At 40.6% G+C, this 18,471-nt stretch carries 18 protein-coding genes; 2 read left to right on the top strand and 16 right to left on the bottom strand.

The window, feature by feature from the left end; translation table 11 throughout:
• Window positions 1–118: 118 nt before the first annotated feature.
• Genes BUB56_RS04170 through BUB56_RS04160 form a run of 3 tightly spaced genes read right to left on the bottom strand, consistent with a single transcriptional unit; the run spans window position 119 to window position 2,388 of the window.
• Window positions 119–640: a chromate transporter gene (locus BUB56_RS04170; RefSeq protein WP_110940114.1), complete on the bottom strand. Its 522-nt coding sequence runs from the start codon at window positions 638–640 to the stop codon at window positions 119–121.
• Window positions 637–1,251, bottom strand: a complete 615-nt coding sequence (locus tag BUB56_RS04165; protein WP_110940113.1) for a chromate transporter — start codon at window positions 1,249–1,251, stop codon at window positions 637–639. Before BUB56_RS04165 ends, BUB56_RS04170 begins: the two co-directional genes overlap by 4 nt.
• Before the next feature lie 21 nt (window positions 1,252–1,272).
• Window positions 1,273–2,388 carry an aminopeptidase gene (locus tag BUB56_RS04160; RefSeq protein ID WP_110940112.1) on the bottom strand — a complete coding sequence of 372 codons (1,116 nt, stop codon included), beginning with the start codon at window positions 2,386–2,388 and terminating at the stop codon, window positions 1,273–1,275.
• Between the two features lie 229 nt (window positions 2,389–2,617).
• Here BUB56_RS04160 and rd point away from each other — a divergent pair, with 229 nt between their 5' ends.
• Window positions 2,618–2,779, top strand: a complete 162-nt coding sequence (rd, locus tag BUB56_RS04155) for a rubredoxin (protein WP_110940111.1) — start codon at window positions 2,618–2,620, stop codon at window positions 2,777–2,779.
• A gap of 129 nt (window positions 2,780–2,908) precedes the next feature.
• Window positions 2,909–3,805, top strand: coding sequence for a DMT family transporter (locus BUB56_RS04150; RefSeq protein WP_110940110.1), 897 nt, complete (start codon window positions 2,909–2,911; stop codon window positions 3,803–3,805).
• A gap of 64 nt (window positions 3,806–3,869) precedes the next feature.
• Here BUB56_RS04150 and yihA read toward each other — a convergent pair whose 3' ends face one another.
• The 13 genes from yihA to BUB56_RS04085 all read right to left on the bottom strand — a co-directional run bounded on the left by yihA (window position 3,870) and on the right by BUB56_RS04085 (window position 18,449).
• Complete coding sequence (gene yihA, locus BUB56_RS04145) at window positions 3,870–4,502, bottom strand: ribosome biogenesis GTP-binding protein YihA/YsxC (protein ID WP_110940109.1); 633 nt, start codon at window positions 4,500–4,502, stop codon at window positions 3,870–3,872.
• Entirely contained in the window at window positions 4,492–6,840 is a 2,349-nt protein-coding gene (gene lon / locus BUB56_RS04140; RefSeq protein WP_110940108.1) for an endopeptidase La, read from the bottom strand. The genes yihA and lon overlap by 11 nt, the downstream gene beginning before the upstream one ends.
• Window positions 6,841–7,084: 244 nt before the next feature.
• On the bottom strand, window positions 7,085–8,776 hold the full coding sequence (lonB, locus tag BUB56_RS04135; protein ID WP_110940107.1) for an ATP-dependent protease LonB: 1,692 nt from the start codon (window positions 8,774–8,776) through the stop codon (window positions 7,085–7,087).
• 127 nt (window positions 8,777–8,903) lie between these two features.
• Window positions 8,904–10,178: an ATP-dependent Clp protease ATP-binding subunit ClpX gene (clpX, locus tag BUB56_RS04130; RefSeq protein WP_110940106.1), complete on the bottom strand. Its 1,275-nt coding sequence runs from the start codon at window positions 10,176–10,178 to the stop codon at window positions 8,904–8,906.
• Window positions 10,179–10,196: 18 nt separating this feature from the next.
• Window positions 10,197–10,781: an ATP-dependent Clp endopeptidase proteolytic subunit ClpP gene (gene clpP / locus BUB56_RS04125; protein ID WP_110940105.1), complete on the bottom strand. Its 585-nt coding sequence runs from the start codon at window positions 10,779–10,781 to the stop codon at window positions 10,197–10,199.
• 33 nt (window positions 10,782–10,814) lie between these two features.
• Window positions 10,815–12,092 (bottom strand): trigger factor, encoded by a 1,278-nt coding sequence (tig, locus tag BUB56_RS04120; protein WP_110940104.1) that lies wholly within the window; start codon window positions 12,090–12,092, stop codon window positions 10,815–10,817.
• A gap of 287 nt (window positions 12,093–12,379) precedes the next feature.
• The gene (locus tag BUB56_RS04115) at window positions 12,380–12,562 is read right to left on the bottom strand and encodes a hypothetical protein (RefSeq protein ID WP_190014180.1); all 183 of its coding nucleotides are present in this window, start codon (window positions 12,560–12,562) and stop codon (window positions 12,380–12,382) included.
• An 86-nt stretch (window positions 12,563–12,648) separates the two neighbouring features.
• A complete protein-coding gene (locus tag BUB56_RS04110; RefSeq protein WP_110940102.1) occupies window positions 12,649–13,110 on the bottom strand; it encodes an NAD(P)/FAD-dependent oxidoreductase in 462 nt (153 codons plus the stop codon).
• Between the two features lie 654 nt (window positions 13,111–13,764).
• A complete protein-coding gene (locus tag BUB56_RS04105) occupies window positions 13,765–15,081 on the bottom strand; it encodes a GAF domain-containing SpoIIE family protein phosphatase (RefSeq protein ID WP_110940101.1) in 1,317 nt (438 codons plus the stop codon).
• A gap of 13 nt (window positions 15,082–15,094) precedes the next feature.
• Entirely contained in the window at window positions 15,095–15,430 is a 336-nt protein-coding gene (locus BUB56_RS04100) for an STAS domain-containing protein (RefSeq protein WP_110940100.1), read from the bottom strand.
• Window positions 15,431–15,432: 2 nt separating this feature from the next.
• Complete coding sequence (locus BUB56_RS04095) at window positions 15,433–15,897, bottom strand: ATP-binding protein (protein ID WP_190014178.1); 465 nt, start codon at window positions 15,895–15,897, stop codon at window positions 15,433–15,435.
• Window positions 15,898–15,899: 2 nt separating this feature from the next.
• Window positions 15,900–17,963 (bottom strand): chemotaxis protein CheA, encoded by a 2,064-nt coding sequence (locus BUB56_RS04090; protein WP_110940098.1) that lies wholly within the window; start codon window positions 17,961–17,963, stop codon window positions 15,900–15,902.
• Window positions 17,964–17,990: 27 nt separating this feature from the next.
• Entirely contained in the window at window positions 17,991–18,449 is a 459-nt protein-coding gene (locus BUB56_RS04085) for a chemotaxis protein CheW (protein ID WP_190014177.1), read from the bottom strand.
• Window positions 18,450–18,471 lie beyond the last annotated feature (22 nt).

The following is an 18,471-nucleotide window of genomic DNA, read 5'->3' as shown; positions in this document are numbered from 1 at the left end:
TAATCAAAAGTAATCTTGCTTATGTTCTATAAGATTCTTCGCTAACGCTCAGAATGACATGCTTCTAAGGTTTATTTGGAAATAATTGGATTACGTTGACGCCTATGACATTTAATTATCAATATAACAATGTTCCCAGCACCCCTGCACCCAAAATGCTCAAAATCGGATGCAGCTTTAATCTATTGATGCTGAATAACACTAAAAGTGAAATCAACACACTTTTATAGTCAATAAAGGCCGTCTTCCCTACAGAGATTCCCGCACTCAAAATCATTCCCAGCACCGCAGGACGAATGCCTTCAAATACAGCTTTCGTCTCCTTTGCATCCTTTACCCGTAAAAAATATCTTGCGACCAGGATCACCAGGATAAAGGAAACAATGGTTACACCAATGCTTCCTGCTAAGGCTCCAGGGTAACCGGCTACTTTATAGCCTACAAAGGTCGAAGTATTGATGGCAATGGGGCCGGGAGTCATTTCCGCTATGGCAATAATGTCTACAAACTCCTTGGCTGTAAGCCATTGGTGATTGATCACTACTTCCTTTTCAATTAGTGGCAGCATGGCCAGCCCGCCACCAAAGCTGAACCCTCCAATTTTCACGAAGGTAATAAAAATCTCCAGTATGATATTCATAGACCCTGCTCCCTTCTGAAAAGGACGAAGCCTAACAGTCCTGATCCTATAATGATTGGGATAGGGTGTATGCGAAAGAAAGCAATCAAAACAACGACTCCTAGAATCCAAAATAGATTTCTCTTGGTTCTCGGCATGTTCTTTCCAAGCTTCAGTACAGCCCCTACAATCAATGCTACCACTGCCGGGCGGATGCCTTTAAAGGCCGCTTCCACAGCATGCATTTGGTGAAACTGAATAAAGAAAACAGCAATCAACAGGATCATTAGAATAGATGGCAGGATAGTAGCTGTACATGCCAGCAGGGCACCCTTAAGACCAAACATTCTATACCCTACATAAGTAGAAGAATTGATAGCCAAAGCTCCAGGAATCGTCTGAGAAAGGGCGATCACATCCATAAATTCATCTTCTTCAATCCATTTGTTTTTTTCCACAATTTCCTCTTGGATCAGCGGGATCATGGCATAGCCCCCACCCAGGGTAAAGGCTCCAATTCGAAAAAAAATGGAAAACAGCTTTATTAAGTCCTTCATTGCTTCGATTCCTTTCTTCGAATAACCAACTCCATTGTTTCTAAAAATTCTATATGATTTTCTTTTTTTTGTCAAATCTCTTAATTCCTATCCTGCTTATTTCAACTGCTCAGGGTTTAAACATTCTAATTCAGGAATCACAAAAATGCCGTCCTTTCGAATCAGCCTGCCGTCAAAATAGATTTCTCCTCCGCCATATTCCGGGGTCTGGATACAAACCAAATCCCAGTGGATTGCCGAATCATTGCCGTTGCTGGCGTCATCATAGCTCTGTCCCGGTGTAAAGTGGAAGCTTCCCATGATTTTTTCATCAAATAGGGTATCCTTCATTGGCTTTAGAATGTATGGATTCACTCCGATAGCAAACTCACCAATATATCTTGCTCCCTCATCGGTATCAAAAACTTCGTTGAGCTTCTGGGTATCGTTGGCTGTGGCTTTTATGATTTTTCCCTTTTCAAATTCCAGACGGATGTTTTCATAGGTGAAGCCTTGGAAAACTGCAGGACAGTTATAAGATAAAACCCCATTGACAGAATTCTTGATTGGCGCAGTAAATACTTCTCCATCGGGTATGTTTAGCTTGCCGTCACACTTAATCACAGGAATTCCTTTGATGGAGAAGGTTAAATCCGTACCCTCCCCTTTAATTCTAACCTGATCTGTCTTTTCCATTAAGCTTACCAGACTGTCCATGGCCTTTGACATTTTACTGTAGTCTAGATTACATACATCAAAGTAAAAGTTTTCGAAGCTTTCCAGGCTAGTGTTTGCCAACTGGGCCATTCCCGCATTGGGGTACCGCAGTACTACCCATTTTGTGTGATTTACCCTTTGTTCAGAGTGAACCGGTTTTTGGAACAGCTCTGAGTACAGCTTCATTTTATTGCCTGGCACATCACTGAGTTCATTGGCATTTAGTCCTGCCCTTATGCCTATGTATGCATCCATATCCTTCATTCTTTCCAGTTCATATCGGGCCATCATTTTTAACTGATCCTCTGTACATTCAAGCAGCAGCTCTCTCTGCAGCTGTGGGTCCTTTATAGTTACAAAAGGCTTTGCACCAACCTTATAGGCTTCCTTTACCAATTCCTTGACAAGGGGTATCTCTAAACCAATAATTTCAATAAGTATGCTTTCCCCTGCCTTCAACTCTGTAGAATAATTGATGAGATTATGTGCCAACTGCTGGATTCTTGGATCTGTCATGTTATCTCCTCCTGAAATTTATTTTTAAATTTTATACTAACCCTTATACTGTATTTAGTAATTTGTACATATAACTATTATTTTATGAATATTATAACATGGAGTCTGTGATGAAAACATAAATTCCAGTAATTTTTGGTTTATTTTTTTGTTTAGGGTACTGGGTTTATGGGTAAAATCATGATAGACTGTTTGTAATTATTTTTAATGGATGAAAGGAGAAGATTTTATGCAAAAATACAGATGTATTCCATGTGGTTATCTTTACGATCCAGAGGTAGGCGATCCCGATGGCGGCATCGCTCCGGGAACAGCTTTTGAAGATATTCCGGATGACTGGGTATGTCCGGTATGCGGTGTAAGCAAGGATATGTTTGAACCTGAAGAATAAAATACATAGAATACAAGCTTCCTAGGTTTCCTATGGAAGCTTTTTTCATGAACAGTCTATTTAGATATCGAAGGTTATAGATTTTTATGGTAAACTATTTAAGTAATAGAAATATAGGAGGCTGATTCGATGAAAAAACAACATCAGGCAGATTTAGCGTTGCTACTGGTCACTCTGGCATGGGGTATTTCATTTATTCTTACGAAAAACACCTTAGATACCCTGTCGACCTTTAACTTTCTATCTATCCGTTTTATCATCTCTGCATTGACTTCTGCACTCATATTTTATAAACGTATGCTAAAGCTGGATAGACAAACCTTAAAATATGGATTGCTCATCGGAGTGATTATGTTCTTAGGCTATGCCACCCAAACCCTGGGGCTTAATTATACTACAGCCTCTAAATCAGGCTTTATCACCGGATTTTCAGTAGTTATAGTGCCCATTTTCTCAGCTTTAGTTTTGAAGAAAGCGCCTAAACCGGCAGCTATTCTTGGCGTTGTATTTGCCATTGTAGGTTTAGGCTTGCTAACCTTAGACAACAACCTGAGCTTGAATATGGGAGATCTGTATACCCTAATCGGTGCCTTCTGCTTTGCTTTTCATATTATTACCGTAAGCAAGTATGCGGTTAAGGTAGATGCTATCAATCTGGCAATTCTTCAGATCGGTGTAGTAGGGGTTTTGAGCGGCATCATCAGCTTATTATTTGAAGCTCCGGTTATTCCCACTGGAGCTGGTGTCTGGGGTTCTATTCTGTTTCTAAGCTTTGTCTGCACCTCCGGCGCCTTTATTATACAGAATACGGCACAGAAATATACTACGGCCACCCATACGGCTTTAATTTTTTCTGGAGAACCGGTATTCTCTGCAATGTTTGCTTACCTCCTGGCGGGGGAAGTATTAACTGGGAGAGGCATCATAGGCAGTATCCTGATTCTTTCCGGCATGCTGGCCGCAGAGTTGGATATTAACCTGCCATTTTGGAAGCCAAAAGCCCAGGTGCAGGATATGGATGCATAGAGGCACAGTGTAAGAAAAATGCAAATTGAAACCCAGCCTAGAGGATATCGTCGGCTGGGTTTGTTTATTCATTCACGCTCTGTTCTTCTTCTCCAAATTCAAACCCATTGACCCGGAAAACCTCCAGGATGACTTCCCAAAGCTGCTCCTTGCCTTCCCGGGTCTCTGCAGAAACAGGAATCAAAATATCCTCCGAGGTCATCTGCAGCTCCTTTCGGATCATACTTAAATGCTTTTGCCGCTGGCCTCTTGATATTTTATCCAGCTTTGTGGCGATCACAATGCCGTTAAATCCAAAACTCTTGATCCAGCTGTACATATGCTTATCCTGCTGTGTGGGCTCGTGTCGGATATCTACCAACTGAAAAACCTCATAAAGATTTTTTCTTGTGGTCAGGTAGGTTTCCATCATCTTTCCCCAAGCTTCCTTACTGCTTTTAGATACCTTAGCGTATCCATAACCGGGTAAATCTACAAAGTGAAACTGCTGATTAATCCGGTAAAAATTGATGGTTTGGGTTTTACCGGGGCTAGAGCTGGTTCTTGCCAGCTTGCGCATATTTACCAGCATATTGATCAAGGATGATTTTCCCACATTGGAGCGCCCTGCCAGAGCAATCTCTGGCAGCAGAGGTTCTATAGGATATTGTTCCGGCTTCACCGCACTGATGACAATCTCCGCATGCTTAATTTTCATAATTTTCTTCCTTCCTCACCAAAGCATGCTCTAATACCTCATCCATATTGCTGACAAAAACAAGCTCCAGCTTTTTCTTTACATTATCAGGAATCTCTTCTACGTCTTTTTTATTCTCTATAGGCAGCAGTACCTTGGTAATACCTGCCCGATTGGCTGCCAATACCTTTTCCTTTACCCCGCCGATGGGCAGCACCCTGCCACGAAGGGTAATTTCTCCCGTCATAGCCACGTTCTTATTTACAGCAAGTCCCGTTAGTGCAGAAATCACTGCTGTGGCCATAGTAATCCCTGCCGATGGTCCATCCTTCGGAATAGCCCCCTCCGGTATATGAATATGAATATCCAAGGTTTGATAGAAATCCTCTGTGATCTTCAGATCTTCCATCTTTGACCGAATGTAGCTGATGCCGGCCCGGGCAGACTCCTTCATTACATCTCCCAGCTGTCCTGTTAATACCAGCTTGCCATTTCCTTTCATGGTGGTTACCTCAATGGATAAGGTATCACCGCCTACCCTTGTCCAAGCTAACCCTGTAGCAATGCCTACTTCATGATCCTCATGGATCTTTTCATAGCGGAATCTCGGAATGCCTAGATATTGGCTTAGATTTTTCGGATGAATCCGAATCATCTTCAAGTTATCTTCTACAATCCTTTTCGCAGATTTTCTGCATAGAGTAGCAATTTGCCTTTCAAGATTTCTTACTCCCGACTCTCTTGTATAGTAGTTGATCACATCCCGTAATCCCTGTTCTGAAATCTGAAGATTTTCTGGTTTTAGACCATGCTCCTTAATCTGCTTGGGTACTAAATAACGTTCACCGATTTTTAGCTTTTCCTCTTCTGTATAGCCGGAGATCTCAATGACTTCCATTCTATCCAGCAGTGGTCTTGGTATCGTGCCTAAGCTGTTGGCCGTAGTAATAAACATAACCTTAGACAGGTCAAAGGGAACCTCCAAATAATGATCGGTAAACTCCTTATTTTGCTCCGGATCCAGTACCTCGAGAAGCGCAGAAGCAGGATCTCCTCTAAAATCGTGGCTTAACTTGTCTATTTCATCAAACAGGAACACAGGGTTTTTAGAACCGCCCTCTTTAATACAAGCGATGATTCTTCCGGGAATAGCCCCTACATAGGTTCTTCTGTGACCCCGGATTTCTGCTTCATCTCGGACTCCCCCCAGAGACATTCTAACGAAGTTACGGTTTAGGGATCTGGCGATGGATTTTGCAATAGAAGTTTTTCCTACCCCCGGCGGCCCTACAAGACACAAAATAGGCCCTTTCATATTCTGAGACAGCTGACGAATGGCTAAATATTCTAAAATCCTTTCCTTAACGCTTTTTAATCCGTAATGATCCTCATCCAGGATAACCTTAGCCTGTTTGATATCCAGTCGGTCCTTGGTCTGCTTGTTCCATGGCAGATCTAAAATCCAATCTACATAAGTACGAATTACACCACCTTCTGCAGACCCAGGAGCCAATCGAAAGAGTCGGTCAATTTCCTTTTCTACCTTTTCTTCTACCTTCTTAGGCATTTTTGCCTTTCTGATTCTTTCCCGGTATTCCTCGGCCTCATCGTGAACTCCGCCTTCTTCTCCCAGTTCCTCTTGAATGGCCTTTAACTGTTCCTTTAAGTAATACTCCTTCTGTAGTTTGTTGATTTGCTTCTTTACCCGGACATTGATTTCCTTTTCTATTTCCAGAATTTCTATTTCCCGCAGCAAAATTTTATACAGTACTTCCAATCGGTCTTTTGGATCAAAGGCTTCTAAAATTTCCTGTTTCTGCTCAATTTTTAGAATCATATGAGAGGCAATCACATCTGCCAGTCTTCCGGGCTCTTCTATGGAGCTGACGGAAATCAGCACCTCAGGGGAAATTCTGTTGCTTACGCTAATGTAGTTTTCAAAGGCATCCATGACTGTACGCATTAATGCCTCCATCTCTTTATCTGCTTCAATTTCGCCCTCGTAATGATCTTCTACTAATTTAGCCTTAAAGAAAGGTTCTTCCTGGGTAAGTTCTATAATTTTTGCCCGGCTAATGCCCTCTACCAAAACACGAATGGCATCCCCGGGAAGCTTAAGCATCTGCTTGATCTTGGAGATGGTGCCTACCTTATAAAAATCTTCCTCTGTAGGAATGTCTGTTTCTGCTTCTTTTTGTGTAGTTAGAAAAATCATTTGGTCGTTTATCATGGCCTCTTCAAGGGCATTAATAGATTTTTCACGACCCACGTCAAAGTGCAACACCATATATGGAAAAACAGAGAGACCTCTTAATGGAATTAAGGGCAGTTCATACTTCTTTACTTTCTTTTTGCTCATGTCATCAACTCCTCATTTGTAAACTCATGTGCTTAGTTTTTGTATTCTCTGCGAAATTATGCTACAATCGGATTTCGAGTAGAAAACCTATAGAATCTATCGGGGTAAAATTGTTATCTATTTCATTTATACGTTATCCAGGTATTGCTAAACTATTTTCTTGTGCAATTCATTATTATATATAATCTTGTAAGATTTTTCAATAAAATCCCTCAATATCTTTACTAAAAAGCACCCCAATCTGCTAGTTTGGGGTGCCAATATGCTTTTGCATGCCGTCTGCCATTGCAATGGTCAAGGGAGAGGGTATAGATGCAACCCAGTCCATGGTATCAAGACGAAAAGCATGGGCTATGACTTCCTGGATATCTTCTATTTTTACTACTTCAATTCCTGCATCTCTAAATCTCTCCTGCCAGTTCTCAGCAGGAATCAATACCTTTGTACAGCCAGCCTGTTTCGCTGCTTCGATCTTCGCTGCGACCCCACCAATAGGCTTTACCTTTCCCCGAATAGACAATTCTCCAGTCATGGCTATCTTATTATCAATCTCCTTGTTGGTAATAGCTGAATAGATCGCTGCAGCTACAGTGACCCCAGCAGAGGGTCCATCTACCATCATTCCTCCTGGGAAGTTCAAGTGAATATCATAATCCAGGGGATTTAATTGAAATTGCTTTCTTAGAACCGTTAGAACATTCTCTATGGAGTTCTGCGCAGTGCTTTTTCGCTTCAGCTTTCTCCCCATGGAGGAGACCTCTTCTTCATTGACGATTCCTGTAATTCGTATGCTTCCGGTTCCCTTCGGCACCGGAATCGCTGTGGCTTCTACCTCTGATAAAACACCGACACTGGGGCCAATGACCGCCAGTCCATTCACTACACCTACTTGTGGATTTGGATGGATTCTTGGCTGAGGCCGGGGCAGATAATGACCGCTCTCTACTACCCATTCCAAGTCTTTTACGGTTAATGCCCTACGATTCTCATTTAAAGCTACACTGCTGGCAATTTGTATCATATTTACCGTCTCTCTTCCGTTGTGGGCATATTTTTTTACAATCTCTACAGCTCCCGGTTCTATTTCAAAGCCGCATTTATCTACTGCATTTTTGCATATTTTAGATATTTCCTCTGGTAATAGGGGTCTAAAGTATATTTCTACGCAACGGGAGCGCAGGGCAGCAGGCAGTTCCTCCGGTGTTCTGGTGGTTGCACCAATCAATCGAAAATCTGCCGGCAGCCCTTTTTGGAAAATCTCATGAACATATCTTGGAACACTAGGATCTTCAGAATTGTAATAGGCGCTTTCTAAAAAAACCTTTCGGTCTTCTAAAACCTTAAGCAGCTTATTCATTTGGATAGGGTGGAGTTCTCCTATCTCATCAAGAAATAATACGCCTCCATGGGCTCTTGTAACAGCACCAGGCTTTGGCTGAGGTATACCTGACTGTCCCAATGGTCCTGCCCCCTGATAGATAGGATCATGTACAGAACCCATCAAGGGATCTGCAATACTCCTTTCATCAAATCGTACCGTGGTGGCATCCATCTCAACAAACTTAGACCGATAGTTAAAGGGCGAATGCTTAATTTTCTTGGCCTCGTCCAGAACGAGGCGCGCAGCGGCCGTCTTCCCGGTACCCGGCGGCCCGTATATGATCACATGCTGGGGATTGGGACTGCATAATGCAGCCTTTAGCGCCTTAATCCCATCCTCTTGACCCACAATGTCGTAGAAAGATTGGGGCCGGGTCTTTTCTGAAAGCGGAAGGGTCAGAGACTGGTTCCTTAATTCATTGAGCTTATCCATTTCCTTTTTGGATTCCTTTTCTATAGCAGCCTTGCTTCCTGCCTGACTCTTGAGTAAGTTTAAGAAGTACAGGCCAATCACAATAGCAAAGAAAAACTGAATAAAAAACACAATGTTTGGCAATTTGTTACCTCCCTTCGAATCTAGCAATGGATTCTAAGGTTAGTATGTGGAATTTCAAGGATGCCTATTGATTACAAAAAATGGGGCATAAACAATAAAGTAGGCGAATATCCTATTCGCCTACTGTTTAAGATGCAGTTTCCTCTTTTTTCTTCTTTGTCTTTCTCTTTTTTGCATCAGAAATTACTAAAGTCGGTTCTGTAGCATTTTCTACGGTTTCCTTCGTCACAATGCATTTTTCAATGTCATCTCTGGATGGAATATCATACATTACATCCAGCATGATATTCTCCACGATGCTGCGCAAGCCTCTGGCTCCAGTCTTACGTTCAATAGCCTTTTTTGCAATAGCCACCAAAGCCTCCTGATCCATCTCCAGCTCTACACCATCTAATTCAAACAGCTTTTTATATTGCTTTACCAAAGCGTTCTTTGGTTCCACTAAAATCTTTACTAAAGCTTCTTCATCCAGTTCATGTAGGGTTACCATTACCGGAAGTCTGCCTACAAATTCAGGGATCAGACCATATCTTAACAAGTCCTCCGGCTGAATCTTATTTAGCAGCTCTCCTACATCCTTGACAACTTTACTCTGGATATTTGCTTCAAAGCCCATAGACTTTTGTCCAATTCGCTTCTGAATGATTTTATCTATGCCATCAAAAGCACCACCGCAGATAAATAGGATATTGGTGGTATCAATCTGTATAAACTCCTGATGGGGATGCTTTCTCCCCCCTTGAGGCGGTACGCTGGCAACGGTTCCTTCTAATATTTTCAGAAGAGCCTGCTGTACCCCTTCACCACTTACATCTCTCGTGATCGAAGGATTATCTGACTTTCGTGCGATCTTATCAATTTCATCAATATAGATGATTCCTTTTTCTGCCCGCTCGATGTCATAATCTGCAGCTTGAATGAGCTTTAGCAGGATATTCTCAACATCTTCCCCTACATAGCCTGCTTCTGTTAAAGAAGTAGCATCTGCAATGGCAAAGGGTACATTGAGGATACGGGCCAGTGTTTGTGCCAGCAATGTTTTGCCCGAGCCCGTTGGGCCAAGCATTACGATATTGCTCTTTTGCAGTTCTACATCATCATGTTTTCCCTGACGGTTGATACGCTTATAATGATTGTATACAGCAACCGCCAAAGCCCTTTTTGCCCGATCCTGACCGACAACATATTGATCCAGCACATTTCGAATTTCCTGTGGTTTTGGAAGATCTGTCATTTCCATTTCTACATGCTCTTCGAATTCTTCTTGAATAATCTCTTGGCACAATTCTATACATTCATCACATATATATACACTGGGACCAGCTATGAGCCGTCTTACTTGATCTTGAGATTTTCCGCAAAAAGAGCATTTCAACTGCTTCTTATCATCAAATCTTGACATCCTTACACCTCTCTTGTCTTATTTCCTGGAAGTGATAACCTTATCGATCAATCCGTAAGTAACGGCTTCTTGGGCCTCCATAAAGAAATCTCTATCAGTATCTCTAGATATTTTCTCTAAGGGCTGTCCTGTTCTCTCGCTAAGGATCTTGTTGATCGTCTCCCGCATTTTTAGAATTCTTTCTGCATGAATTCGAATATCCTCTGCCTGACCTCGGGTTCCTCCAAGAGGTTGGTGGATCATAATCTCTGCATTGGGAAGTGCAAATCTTTTCCCTTTGGCTCCTGCCGCTAATAAAAAGGCACCCATGCTTGCTGCCATTCCGATGCAAATGGTAGACACATCCGGCTTAATATACTGCATGGTATCATAGATTGCCATCCCTGCTGTGATAGATCCGCCAGGGCTGTTGATATATAGCTGAATATCCTTATCTGGATCTTCTGCCTCTAAAAAGATCAGTTGTGCTACCACCAGACTGGCTGTATGATCATTAACCTCTTCCCCTAGAATAATGATTCTATCCTTTAATAACCGAGAGTAGATATCATAAGATCTTTCTCCTCGATTGGTTTGTTCAACTACCATTGGAACTAAAGGCATTAGAATATACCTCCTTTTGTAAATTTCTTCAAATTACTTCGCCTGTTGAACGATAAAATCAACAGCCTTTTTAATTTTAATACCCTCTTTCATGTAGCCATAATCCTGCGGTCTCATGGATTTCTTAAACTTTTCTACATCTGTGTTGTATTGCTTGGCATATTTTTCAATTTCCTGATCAACTTCCTCTTCTGATACCTCTATATTTTCTTCCTTTGCAATCGCTTCTAGGGTCAATTGCGTTTTTACTCTATTATATGCATCATCTTTCATTTGTTCCTTGATCTCTTCAATTTTCTTATTGGCATACTTCAAATAGCTCTCCAAATTTAAGCCCTGGAATTGAAGCTGTCGATCAAAGTCATTCAGCATGCTTTCAATTTCATCCTCTACCATTACCTTAGGAATATCTACTTCTGCGTTGGCTACCGCCTTGTCTAAGATAGCATCTCTGCGTTCTCTTTCAGCTCTGTTTTTTGCGGTTTCCTCTTGCCTTTTGCGGATATCTTCCTTTAACTCTGCTAAGGTATCATGCTCGCTAACATCCTTTGCAAACTCATCATCCAGGACCGGCATTTCTTTTTCCTTTATTTCATGAACCGTTACTTTAAATAGAGCTTCTTTTCCGGCTAAATCTTCTGCATGGTATTGCTCTGGGAATGTTACCTTAACCTCTACTTCCTGGCCAATTTCTGTACCAATCAATTGTTCTTCAAATCCAGGGATAAACTGTCCTGAGCCAATCACTAGGGTCTGCTTTTCAGCAGTTCCGCCGGCAAACTGATGATCTCCTACAAATCCTGCATAGTCGATAATTAAGGTATCTCCATCTTTAACCGGTCTTTCAACAGCAACCAGTCTTGCGTTACGCTCTCTCAATCGCTGGATTTCAGCATCTATATCTTCTTCCTTAACATTATACTCGATTTGCTCTACTTCTATACCTTTGTATTCGCCCAGCTTTACCTCCGGCTTCACCGTTACAGTAGCTGTGAAGATGAAATCCTGTCCTTTACCGATTTGCTCAATATCAATAGCAGGTCTGTCAACCGGCTCAATATTATGCTTCTGGATTGCTTGCTCATAAGCCTTAGGGAATAATTCATTGATGGCTTCCTCATAGAATACGCCTTCTCCATACTGCAGTTCGATCAGCTTCCGAGGAGCTTTCCCTTTTCTGAAACCATTAATGTTGAATTTCCCCTTCATTTTTTGATAGGATTTTTCTACGGCTTTTTCAAATTCTGCTGCAGTAGCCTCGATTTTTAAAGTTACCTCATTATTTTCCTTCTTAACAACAACTGAACTCATGAATATTGTTCCTCCTCTATCTATCTTTATCTTTAATAGAATTCATGGGTAGTTCCCTTTTTTAACCCTTATATTATATCATAAAAACTGTATGTACACTAATATTTTGCCAATTCCCCTAGATTTCTTGAGTTCTATACTGTCCTAATTTTTACCGAAAGCAAAACAAACTATACAGTCCTTAAGGGATTTTAAAAGACCAATGGTTTTTACCATTGGCCTTTTAAAGAATATCTATTGATTCATATTAAATTATAACATTCTACTATAAAATGTAAACCTCTCATTTAAAAATTGTTTATTATTTTTTCTACCATAGTCTTTTTTTTTAGCCAATTCTGCGTGCTTTTATGTATTTTTCCAATAGTTTCTAATGCTAGTAAAATTTCTCTTTTTTCTCCTTCTTCTGCTTCCCTTGCCGCTTGTGCATAATCCCAAATGCCTTCCTTAATATTCCCTTGGATATGCAATCTCCTGCCACTAATCCAAATAGGCAGCGGCGCGAAAGGCCCGCTGAGGATCTCCAGGCAGCAGGACATATTCTGAAATATCCTCTTTAGAGCATAGTATATGGGGCTGTTTCATCCTGTTCACCTCCCCGCTCCTCCAGATTCCGTGCTGTCTCCCAAACCGATTCCCATAAACTGGGGTGAACTACAAGACTGTCCTCTAAATCCTTTAGGGTTATTCTTTTTCTAAAAATGCTATGCAGCGGTCCTATATATTCCGATACATCCTGGCCTGCCATCCATAACCCTATTAATTCATCGTCCTCTCCGAATAACACTTTAACAAACCCCTGGTTGATGCCCTTTGTAAATCCTCTCCAGGTATGGATGAAGGGGTATTTTCCAACTTTATAAGACCGATGTTCTGATAAAAGCTGATGCTCCTGGCATCCTAAACCGGCAATTTCAGATATAGTAAATATGGCACTGGGAATAGCTGTATGGATATCCGTTTCTCTTTTCTTTCCTAAGAGCAGGTCTGCCACAAAAACACCTTGTTGGATAGCCAAAGAGCGTTTTCATAAAGGACATATGTCTCAAAGTAATCTGGTATTTTTTTATTTTTAGTAATAATTTTATAAAGTTTGGGAATTATGTCCCAACTTCTCTATTTTATATGTAACCTATTCCCGATCAAAAATCAATAGTTCCTTTTTCAATGTATATCTATATCCGCCTAAAAATACAAAAAATGATGATCGGTTCGCCATATGTTTCCATTGCATATGGGAACCGATCATCTGCCAGATCCTAATTCACGGTTAAAATTTTCATCTTCAAACTGAATTACAAACACATTCCTTTCTCAGGAAAACCTAATGCTTCGGTACTTCATTACCATACGATGTGAAAAACCTCAACTCAATAGAATGATCCATTTAATTTTACTTACCAAATACCTGCTCTATATTCCTTTCAAGCTTTCTTAAATCCAGTCTTGCAAACTAACTGCTTTACCGATTCAGCTTTCTGCAAACTTAAACAAACAACCTAATTTTGGGTGAATTAGAATCTGTAAGAAGAATTTCTCCTTCTTGTATATTATTATAGCATAAATACTTATAAAAATACAGCTATTTTTTCAGAATATTATAAATTATCTATGCTATTTTGTGGATTCTTTGGTAAGTTTTGCTGGATTATAGTGATCTTTATTCCCCTTTCTAAACCTCTCTTTTAATGGCCAAGAGCGCGATATCATCCTCCATATGGGTCTTGTCTAAACCTTCGAATAGGCTATGAATCTTTGCCTGGAATTCTTTTTTCCACTCCTGTTGGGGTTTTATTTCCAATATTCTTTTGATAAAGTCTGTGTCCTCAATATTTTTATGGGCACTACCGGAACCATCCATCTCTATGGCCCCATCGGTGAGGAGGATCAACTGCTCTTCCTTTTCCAGAGAGATGGCAGTTTCTTCATAGGATAATAGAGAATGATCTATTTCCCAGTTGTTGATCGGTGGTCCTTTTAATTCATAGGTAATTACCTGTTGATTATTTGGGTCCAAATAAACGGGTTCTACATTGTGGCCTGCATTGGCAAGGGTAATGAGGTGCCTTTTAAAATCCAGGATTCCTACCAGTGTCCCAATATAAACGGTTTCGTCCATTTGAAGATCTCTAAATCGAATCTGCAGCTTTTCCAAAATAGCTGAGGGCTTTAGCTTATATGTTTCCGGGAAGGATTGTACAATCCCTCTTACTGCCTGTTTTAGAAAAACAGTTAAAAGGGAGGCCGCTACGCCATGACCGGATACATCGGCAATATAGAAAACAACCCGCTGCTGATCTATTTGAAAAGTATCATAGAAGTCACCGCCTAAATACCGGGCTTGCTTATGGTCTCCATAGATCATGTAATCGCCATATTTGCGAAATCCTCTGGGCATCAAATAGGATTGAATTTTCTGTGCAAACCTGAGATCCTCCTGAATTTTTTGATGCTGATCTGCAATAATATGTTTTTCTAATATCGACTGCTGCAGCAGCAGACAGTTTTTAACAGCCACTCCAATGGGTAGTGCGATCAACTCCAAATGCTTGATATTTACCGCTCGGAAGCTGTCTTCATCTAGGTTTTCCAACATAACCACCCCTAAATTTTCGCCTTCGTACTTGATAGGCACCGCAATAAAAGGGTTCTTTTCATTTCCTACATATATTTTCTTGCAATAAATAAAAAAACATTTAGATCCTAATTCACTGCGTTTTAGGATGTGTTTTCTAATTTCACCTTTTTCCAGGATATAGGATGCATACTGGTCTGCAGATGCCTCTTTGCGTACAAATCCTATGTTTCCGCCTACCAGACGATGCATCTGCTCCATGACGCGAAGAGAAATTTTCTCAATATTTGTCTCCGATAGAAGGGTGCTGCAGAAATCTCCAAAGAATAGCAGTTGGCTGTTTTGAATCCTTAACTTCTCCAGCTTTTCCCGCATTAGTAACATTTCCTCATCCATAGGGCTATGTTCAATCATTCATTATCACTTCTCATTTCTTATAGGAGGCAAAAGCATCCTCCTGTTTTTCATAAAGAGCAATCATCTTATCTAGCTTGGTAATGGTAAATAGTTTTTTGATGTGCTCCTGCAATTCACACAATCTTAAATCCCGTCTGTCCTTTTTTACATAGGCATATGCCTTGACGATGCAGCTCAATCCCATACTGTTAAGGTAGCTTAGGCCTCCTAGGTCCAGCAGAATATTGTGACTTCCTTCAATACTTCTGAGCAGTCCATCCCCAAATTCCCGATAATTCTCAAAGTTGACTTCTCCAGACACCTTTACAACCTTTATATGTTCCTTTATGCAGGTCTCTATCATCATCTTCAGCACATCCTTTCAAAATATATTTTAACAAGTGTGCCCTGATCTTGGCACCTTTCGATTTCCAATTTTGAAGACAGACTATTTACCAAAAACAAACCTCTCCCATTTTCGCAAAAAGGATCTTCCACCAGCTCAGGTATACCTTCCAAATATTTCTCGCAAATGCCCACTCCAAAATCACGGATATAGGTCACCAAATAATTGTCCTCCAGCTCAAATTGTATATTCACCACACCGCCTTTTCCCTTATAACCGTGTACGATACAATTTACAAAGACTTCATCTGAACAAAGAATGAATTCAAAAATTTTGTCTGGCTCTTTTAAATATAATGATGCAATTTCGTGACAATAGTATTTGAATATTTTTAGTGCCGGAATATCCGCATTTAAATTTAGCTGTGCAAGAATCTTACCCTCTTTATTGATTTCAGGAAGTCCACAGTTTTCGTTTAAAGTATCCACGACTATCCCCCCATTCTTCTACTGATGGCTGCCATATCTATAATCTGTGCAAAGCTTCCATCACCCAGTATACTTACACCGGAAATACCTTGGATATTTCCAAACAATTTGTTTTTCCCGATAAAATCGCCAATAGATTTTATGACAATTTCCTGTTCACCCATCAGTTTGTCTACCACCAGTGCAAATTTTCTTTCCGAGTACCCTACAATTATAATAAACAGCCTGTCCCTTTGCCGCACATCCTGAATACCAAAATATTCGCCTACCCGAATCACTGGGACAGCTTGTTCCCGCCAGTTAAAAACCTCTACTCCCCCTATGCTGTGAACAGCCTCAGGAACTTCATTTCCTTTCAGACGAATGGTTTCGATAATAGAGGAAATGGGCAATGCAAAGATATATTCGCCTTCCCGAATCAGCAGTGCTCGAACAATGGCAAGCGTAAGGGGCAATTTGATGATAAATTTCGTTCCTTTTCCCAATTCTGTCTTAATATCAACGACGCCATTTAACTTCCCGATATTGGATTTCACTACGTCCAAACCCACTCCCCTACCGGAAATATCACTGATTTCCTTAGCGGTAGAAAACCCGGGCTCAAAAATATAATAAATGACTTCTGCATCTGAAAGATTGTTCAGCTGTTCTGCTGTTGATAATCCTTTTTCTATGATCTTTTCGCGAATTCTATGAGCATCGATCCCTTTTCCATCGTCTTTTATCTCGATTACTACGCTGCTCTCTTCATGGCGGGCACTAAGCCTAAGAGTACCTGAGGGATTTTTTCCTTTTGCCAATCGTTCTTGTGCCCCTTCGAAGCCATGATCTACTGCATTCCTTAGAATATGGGTCAAGGGATCGATGAGTTCTTCAATGATCCCCCGGTCGATTTCTGTTTCCCTTCCCTCAATTTCAAAATGTACCTCTTTGTTGCATCGCTGTGCTAAATCTCTCACCATTCTGGGAAACCTGTTAAATATATGTTCCATAGGCAACATTCTGGTAGACATGACAGTCTCTTGCAATTCTGAGCCTACAAAGTTGATATGGGGCAAAATATTATTCAGTTTTTGAACCAATGGATCATTTTTATATTTTCTTTTTAAGTCCGCGCCAATCTGATTCAGATTCTCCTTATCGATGATAAATTCTCCTACCAAATTCATCAGCTTATCTATTTTATTCACATCCACCCGAACAGTAACATGATCATCTCTTTTCATGCCGTTTTGACTGCCGCCTACAAGACGGACATTGTCCGGAAGCCGAATATTATCTTCACTGCCTTCCTGAACCTTCTTCATATAGATATGCTTTATCTCAGAGATGGTATTGATGTTTTTGTAGATCATCTCATGGTCACGATCGGTGGCTATGATGAGGGTAAAATAATCACCAAAGGATTCATCCCCTACCTGTTCATAGTCCGGGGGATAGGTCGTAATAATATCGCCGATTCCAAGGAGATTATTGACGATCAGAAATGCTTTTACAGATTTCATTTTCGCACTCTTATCTAATTCTATAAGAACTTTATAGATATGATATTTCTTAGCAACCTCCTGACACAATGCTTCTTCTAGTTTTGTCAACTCCAGCGCTGCTTCCTCAATCTCTTTTTCTGCTGGGGGAGCCTTTTCCTCTGGAAAAGCTTGTGCCTCTTGATTTTTTTTATTCTGAATAATGCATTGTATCTCGTCAATAATGCTGCCGATGTCTATTTCTCTTACACTCCGCTCCTGGATTCCCCGGTGAATTTCTTGCAAGGTATCTAAGCTTTTAAAAAAAGTATTCATTACTTGGGTATCCACCTGTATTTCCTTAGCCCTAACCCTTGATAAGAGATTCTCCAGATGATGAGAAAGACTTGTCATATCATCAAATCCCATAGTTGCAGAAGCACCCTTAATCGAGTGGGCCATTCGGAATATGCTGTTGATGGTCTCTGTATCACCCTGACCTTGCTCTAGAATGAGAAGTTCCTGTTCGATGGCCTGGATCTGCTCCTTAGTTTCTTCTAAGAACATGGCATAATACAGATCATCCATGTCTAGTCTATCCATCTTTATTTCTCCTTTGTCTTCGATTTATTAGGCTCCCAGCTGCTGTATGTCTTGCTGTTCTTCTATGTGAAGAATTTTTTCGATATCCAATAAAAAGATCATCCGCTTGCCTTTTTTCCCTAAGCCGGTGATATATCTGCAATTGACCTTTATTTCTTCAGGAGGCGGTGAAATTTCTGTATTTTCAAAAGACACTACATGGGAAACACTGTCTACTAAAAGTCCAATCATCTTTTCCAATATTTTTACGATTACAATCCTGGATGCTTTACTGATTTGCCTGGGTTCAATACCGAATTTTTTACGTAAATTGATGATAGGCACAACTTCACCGCGAAGATTGATAATCCCTTCGATAAAATCCGGAACCCTTGGAACCTTAGTAATGGTAATTTCCTTTAATCGATTGATCTCATGAATTTTTACGATGTCGATAGCATACTCTTCATTATCTAAGTGGAATACCACATATTGATTTTCATCCATTCCTTTGTCCTCCTTGCTTTTA

This window comes from Geosporobacter subterraneus DSM 17957 (assembly GCF_900142145.1).
Classification (GTDB): domain Bacteria; phylum Bacillota; class Clostridia; order Peptostreptococcales; family Thermotaleaceae; genus Geosporobacter; species Geosporobacter subterraneus.
The sequence above is the reverse complement of the archived record's forward strand: the minus strand, read 5'-3'. Positions and strand labels throughout refer to the sequence as shown.